Below are 5,762 nucleotides of genomic sequence, written 5' to 3'. Positions count from 1 at the left end.
ATCATCTCATAAAAATAAGAAAGCTTGTTATAACAAGTCAATGAAAGAAATTAGACCACCGTAACTGGTGGTTTTTTCTTGCCTAAAATAAAATCCCTCGCCTTAGATTATATAAAAAGGTACACCCCTCAAAGTAGCTCAACTTTACTTGTTGATATACTCGCAAATTAAATATATCTTGATGTACATAAACTTATTATATTCTAATTGAAAGACCAACCCAGCTAGGAGAACAGTTATGCTGACGCGTGTAGAAAAAGCTCAACAAAAATGGGGTGGTAGCCACACAGTAATTGATAAATGGCTAAACGAACGCCAAGACCTTATTGTACTTTATTGCAAAATTGCAGGTTTTACGCCGTACGAAAAACAAGATCAAGCATTGCCAGAGCCAAAACTAATTGAATCATTTTGCCAACTTTTAATGGATTACCTATCTGCGGGCCATTTTGAAGTGTATGACGATATAGCAAAAGCATGTGAAAAAAAGGGCTTACAGAGCCAAGAGCTTGCAAACTCTATTTACCCGCGTATTTCCAGTACAACCGACATAGCGTTAGATTTTAATGATAAGTACGCTGAAGTAGACAAAGAAGACTTGTTAAAGGGTTTTGATGATGACTTGTCTGTTATTGGTGAGGCATTAGAAGCACGCTTTGCACTTGAAGATGAGCTTATTGATAACTTGTTTTCTAATCACGCAAACTAATATGTTATTTACGCATATTAAAAAAGGGACCTAAGGTCCCTTTTTGCATTTACACAATAAACTTATTATTGTGCTGGTGCTTCTTCATTTTGAATTTCAAGTAATTCAACTTCAAATACAAGTGTTGAATTAGCTGGAATCTTACCTAAGTCACGGTCGCCGTAAGCAAGTTCTGAAGGAATAGTGAACTTGTACTTAGAACCCACTGACATAAGTTGTAAACCTTCAGTCCAACCAGCAATTACGCGGTTAAGAGGGAAAGTTGTAGGTTCGTTACGTGCATATGAGCTATCAAACTCAGTACCGTCTAATAAAGTACCTTTGTAGTGTACTTTAACTACGTCTGTTGCTACTGGCTTTTCGCCATCGCCTTCGCTAAGTACTTCATACTGCAGGCCAGACTCAGTTACTGTAACGCCTTCTTTTTTAGCGTTGTCAGCTAGGTATTTAACACCCGCTTCTTTGCTTTTTTCAGACTCTACTTTTGCTTTTTCTTCTTGCTTAGTACGTACTGATGTATCTAGTTCAGTTAATACTTCGCGAATTTTTTCTTCGTCAATTTTTGCATTACCAGCAAGTGCATCTTCAAAACCACGGATTAGAAGTGCTTGGTCTAGCTCAATACCAATTTCTGTTTTGTCTGCTAGGTCTTTATTTAAAAAGTTACCTACAGATGCACCAATACCGTATGCTTGTTGCTGTTCTACAGTGTCTAATTTAACTTCAGCTTGTTCTTTTTTTGCTTCTTGATTACAAGCTGTAAGCGCTAAAACTGACGCTGCAATCAATGACAATCTAATCGTCTTTTTCATTTTAAATCTCCGACACACTTTGCAGTTGTCATTTTAATGTATTATTACTAGTTAAAGATTAACGGCCCACATGATAGGCTGCTTGTTTAATGACTAAATTCCACATTGTTAGCTAAACTAAAAACATATCCAGTGATTAGACAAACAACCTAGGCATTTAACGCGTCCTAGTCTAACCTCTCAGTCACTAAGAGTTAAGGGGAAATACCTGTAATATGTCGATATTTCGTACTTTTTTAATCGTATTTAGCTGTTTTTTAGCCATCGCCTGTACCGATAAAAAACAACACGCTGTAGCAAGTTACGAACATGCTGCACAAGGTGCGTTTTCATCAACACTTTCAAACGATGGTAAATACAGTTTGATCTCCTCTATCAACCATGGGGTCGCCCTGTGGGATAATCAACAGCAGGTACTAAAATACCAATGGTTTCAGCAGCAAGATCAAGACAGTTTGGTATACGCCGTTGCTATTGCTTTTGATAACAGCGTGGCTGTTACCGCCGAAAAAAACACGTTTGCTGTGTGGGATATAGCCACAGGCAAAAATAAAGGTTATTACAAAATACAAAAAGCCAGTATTCGCGATATTGCTATTAGCAATCAAGGCCGTAGTGTTTTATACGGCCGTAGCGACGGCGTTGTCGTATTTGTAAACCTAGAAACCGGACGTCGTATTGAGTTTTTAGGTCATCAAGATAAAGTTAACACCGTTGACCTATCACCTAACGGACGCTACGCCTTAAGTGGCTCTAACGATTATGTTGCTTACTTTTGGGATACACGTACAGGGCAAGTAATTCATCGTTTTAATCACCCAACGCGTGTTACCCAAGTGACGCTCGATCCACAGGGTCGCTATGCGTTTACGGCCGACAGTATGGCACAAGCAAATGTATGGAAGCTGACTACAGGTGATCTTGTGAGTAAACTGAAGTATATTGCGCGTCAGAAAATTTTTACTGCTGTGCGTTTTAACGAACAAGGCACTTTGCTTGCAACCGGCTCGCCAAATAAGCGCGTAGATTTGTGGCAAATACCAAGCGGTGAAAAGATTCAAACTTGGCAGGTTACCCCGCGCGAAGGCAGTAAGCCTAAATCGGCGGTGGTGCTAGATGTGACATTTACAGATAACGGTAAGTCGTTGTTAACCGAAAGCTCCAGCGGTATCGCAGAGCGATTTATTATACGAGAGAATAATGAACACAATTGAACATCGCTTAATGGAACTTGAAGCCAAAGTGGCTTTTCAAGACGAAACGATTGAAGTCTTAAATGATGAAATAAAAGTGCACCAGCAACTGTTAGCAAAAATGAAACGCCAAACTGAGCTGCTAGCAGAGAAGATTAAAGAGTCGCAGTCATCATCGTCTATGATGTCTGAAGCACCTGAGCCGCCTCCACCGCATTACTAAAACCGGTAAAAATTAGGCAATAAAAAACCGGGTTAGTCGCCCGGTTTAAATACACCAATTACTTGTTCAAATTGGCGAGTAGACGCCTGAACAGCGTTATCGGGTTGCGCCATTTTATGACCACACTCAACACACTCTACTTTTTCAACATCATGTTCTCTGTATAGCATCATAGTATCCATGGCTTTGCAGTCAGGGCACGATGCACCAGCAATAAATCGCTTCTTTTGTCTCACAACATTTTTCCTGTGGTTTGAACTGCCGCTATTTTATCGTATAACTTCACTTGTTGATACGCTTGATAAGAGCATTAAGTTCTATGTTATGATAGCGCCAACTTAACAAGGGCACAGCAAAGTAACGCATTCATGATCCAAATCTCAGAAATAGAACTACTTCGTGGCGGTAAAGCCTTATTAAAAAACGCATCAGCTACGTTATTCCCAGAGCACAAAGTAGGCCTTGTTGGCGCTAATGGCTGCGGAAAATCAACGTTATTTGGTTTACTAAAATCAGAACTGCAATTAGATGCCGGTAACTGCAGCATTCCAAAAGATTGGTCTATTGCCTCTGTTAAGCAAGAGACACCTGCACTTGAAATAAGCGCGATTGATTATGTACTTCAAGGCCACCCAGAATACTACGCAATGCGCATAGCACTGCGTGAGGCCGAGAAAAACAACGATGGCGACACACAAGCCAAAGTACATATTCAGCTTGAAAACATTAAAGGCTACAGCATTGAATCAACCGCCGGTGAGCTATTACACGGCTTAGGCTTTGCCAATAACCTTATAGAAAACCCTGTCAGCTCATTTTCGGGTGGTTGGCGTATGCGTTTAAACCTTGCCCAAGCATTAATACGCGACGCCGATTTACTACTTCTTGATGAGCCAACAAATCACCTTGATTTAGATGCCGTTTATTGGCTTGAGCGTTTTTTACGTGCTTATACCGGCACCCTTGTACTTATATCACATGACCGTGAGTTTTTAGATGCGGTGGTTGATCAAATTTGGCACGTAGATAAGCAGCTTATCAACGTGTACAAAGGTAACTACTCGCAGTTTGAACGCCAAAAAGCAGAGCGCTTGCTACAACAACAAGCGATGTTTGATAAGCAACAAGATCAAATTGCGCACCTTGAGCAGTTTATAACGCGCTTTAAAGCAAAAGCCAGTAAAGCTAAACAAGCACAAAGCCGTGTAAAAGCACTTGAACGCATGGAAAAACTAGCGCCAGCACATGCCGACTCGCCATTTAACTTTGAGTTTGCAGAGCCAAAAGCATTACCAAACCCACTAATGACAATAGATAAAGCCAAAGCGGGTTATGGTGACGTCACTATTTTAAATAATATAGAGCTAAACCTTGTACCAGGTAGCCGAATTGCTTTACTTGGTCGAAATGGCGCGGGTAAATCAACGTTAATTAAACTGCTTTCTGGTGATTTAGAGCCGCAAGCGGGCGAAGTTATTCAGCACCATGGATTAAATATTGGTTATTTTGCGCAGCATCAGCTTGAATCTCTTGATTTAAAAGCCAGTGCAATAACGCACATACAACGACTAGACCCAAAAGCCACTGAACAATCACTACGTGACTTTTTAGGCGGCTTTGCCTTCATTGGCGATAAAGCGCTTGAGCCTGTAGCCCCGTTTTCGGGCGGCGAAAAAGCACGTTTAGTACTTGCCATGTTGGTATATCAAAAACCAAACTTATTACTACTCGATGAGCCAACTAACCACCTTGATTTAGAAATGCGCCATGCACTTGTTATGGCACTACAAGGTTTTGAAGGCGCTATGGTTACCGTATCGCACGATCGCCATATGCTTAAAAATACCGCCGATGAGTTTTACTTAGTAGATGACGGCAAAGTAACCCAGTTTGGTTACGACCTAGATGCATATTACCAATGGCTACTTAATGCGAATAAAGAAGCGGTTAAAGCGCAGCAAACCGACGAGCCTAAAGCAAACCCAGGTGTTAATCGTAAGGAGCAAAAGCGCTTAGAGGCTGAGTTTAGAAAAGCCATTCAGCCACTTAAAAAGCAAATTGAAAAGCTTGAAAAGCAACTCGATAAATTCACCGCCGAATTAAGTGAAGTTGAAGTGACCTTAGGTGATAACGAAATGTACAACGACGACAACAAAACCAAGCTTAAAGAGTTATTAGCCAAGCAAGCAACCCTTACGCCAAAACTTAACGACGTTGAAGAAGAGCTTCTTATGGCACTTGAAGAAATGGAAGAAAAAGAACAGGCATTCACCGATGAACTTGCTCAATAGCGACCATTTTTGGCAGTTTGCGTGCACTTTGTACGCAAAGCCTGAGCAACAAACAACCTTGCTGGCACTACAAAACCAGCAAGGAAAAAACGTTAATTTATGCTTATTGCTACTTTATTTAGATTCATTAAATTTAAGTATTAATACCCAACAGCTAAATGAGTTAACGCAAGTAGTTAGTGAATTTGATACTTATGCATTACAGCCTCTGCGCGCTGCTCGTAGCTATTTAAAAGCTAACCAGAATACGATAAGTGATTACGCCACAATACGCGCAGAGTTACTAAGCACTGAGCTAAAGCTTGAAAAACAACAGCAACATATGTTGATTGAAGCAGTAAATGAGTTTGAATTAATCGAGCATGCAGAACCAAACAATATTGAGCTGTATATGAAAGCCACTTAGGCTGCGACTTTTTATACCCTCCTCCACTGCTCATTCTATTTTCTTTGTGCAAAAAACCTTTAAGTAATTTATTCACAAAGAGGTTAAGAGGCGCTTCGCTTTTAGAGGAAAACAAACTAGATTACTTA

7 protein-coding genes are annotated in these 5,762 nt (G+C 40.4%); 5 read left to right on the top strand and 2 right to left on the bottom strand.

From position 1 onward, the window contains the following. Positions 1-238 precede the first annotated feature (238 nt). Positions 239-709, top strand: coding sequence for an Rsd/AlgQ family anti-sigma factor (locus GQR46_RS15225; RefSeq protein WP_007582240.1), 471 nt, complete (start codon positions 239-241; stop codon positions 707-709). A gap of 65 nt (positions 710-774) precedes the next feature. Here GQR46_RS15225 and fkpA read toward each other — a convergent pair whose 3' ends face one another. Next, positions 775-1,521, bottom strand: coding sequence for an FKBP-type peptidyl-prolyl cis-trans isomerase (gene fkpA, locus GQR46_RS15220; protein WP_007582243.1), 747 nt, complete (start codon positions 1,519-1,521; stop codon positions 775-777). Positions 1,522-1,736: 215 nt separating this feature from the next. On the opposite strand from fkpA, the gene GQR46_RS15215 reads away from it, so the two are divergent. Together GQR46_RS15215 and GQR46_RS15210 are read left to right on the top strand one after the other, a co-directional pair. Then, on the top strand, positions 1,737-2,735 hold the full coding sequence (locus GQR46_RS15215) for a hypothetical protein (protein ID WP_024589508.1): 999 nt from the start codon (positions 1,737-1,739) through the stop codon (positions 2,733-2,735). Beyond that, positions 2,722-2,937, top strand: coding sequence for a SlyX family protein (locus GQR46_RS15210; protein WP_007378900.1), 216 nt, complete (start codon positions 2,722-2,724; stop codon positions 2,935-2,937). Before GQR46_RS15215 ends, GQR46_RS15210 begins: the two co-directional genes overlap by 14 nt. Before the next feature lie 32 nt (positions 2,938-2,969). Here the strand turns inward: GQR46_RS15210 and GQR46_RS15205 are convergent, their stop codons facing one another. Continuing rightward, positions 2,970-3,173 carry a YheV family putative zinc ribbon protein gene (locus GQR46_RS15205; protein ID WP_007378899.1) on the bottom strand — a complete coding sequence of 68 codons (204 nt, stop codon included), beginning with the start codon at positions 3,171-3,173 and terminating at the stop codon, positions 2,970-2,972. Between the two features lie 132 nt (positions 3,174-3,305). Here GQR46_RS15205 and GQR46_RS15200 point away from each other — a divergent pair, with 132 nt between their 5' ends. Together GQR46_RS15200 and GQR46_RS15195 are read left to right on the top strand one after the other, a co-directional pair. Further along, complete coding sequence (locus tag GQR46_RS15200; protein WP_165741371.1) at positions 3,306-5,228, top strand: ATP-binding cassette domain-containing protein; 1,923 nt, start codon at positions 3,306-3,308, stop codon at positions 5,226-5,228. Further along, positions 5,212-5,634: a TIGR02444 family protein gene (locus tag GQR46_RS15195; protein ID WP_165741370.1), complete on the top strand. Its 423-nt coding sequence runs from the start codon at positions 5,212-5,214 to the stop codon at positions 5,632-5,634. The genes GQR46_RS15200 and GQR46_RS15195 overlap by 17 nt, the downstream gene beginning before the upstream one ends. The last annotated feature ends 128 nt before the right edge of the window (positions 5,635-5,762 follow it).

It is taken from the genome of Pseudoalteromonas sp. Z1A6, from assembly GCF_011378745.1.
Taxonomy (GTDB): Bacteria; Pseudomonadota; Gammaproteobacteria; order Enterobacterales; family Alteromonadaceae; genus Pseudoalteromonas; species Pseudoalteromonas arctica.
Note: the sequence above shows the minus strand (reverse complement) of the source record. Positions and strands in the feature narration are given on the sequence as shown.

Excerpts from the sequence above, each read along its gene's own strand:
- GQR46_RS15210 (WP_007378900.1), top strand. The coding sequence starts at position 2,722 with ATGAACACAATTGAACATCGCTTAATGGAACTTGAAGCCAAAGTGGCT.
- GQR46_RS15215 (WP_024589508.1), top strand. The coding sequence starts at position 1,737 with ATGTCGATATTTCGTACTTTTTTAATCGTATTTAGCTGTTTTTTAGCC.
- GQR46_RS15200 (WP_165741371.1), top strand. The coding sequence starts at position 3,306 with ATGATCCAAATCTCAGAAATAGAACTACTTCGTGGCGGTAAAGCCTTA.
- GQR46_RS15225 (WP_007582240.1), top strand. The coding sequence starts at position 239 with ATGCTGACGCGTGTAGAAAAAGCTCAACAAAAATGGGGTGGTAGCCAC.
- GQR46_RS15195 (WP_165741370.1), top strand. The coding sequence starts at position 5,212 with ATGAACTTGCTCAATAGCGACCATTTTTGGCAGTTTGCGTGCACTTTG.
- fkpA (WP_007582243.1), bottom strand. The coding sequence starts at position 1,521 with ATGAAAAAGACGATTAGATTGTCATTGATTGCAGCGTCAGTTTTAGCG.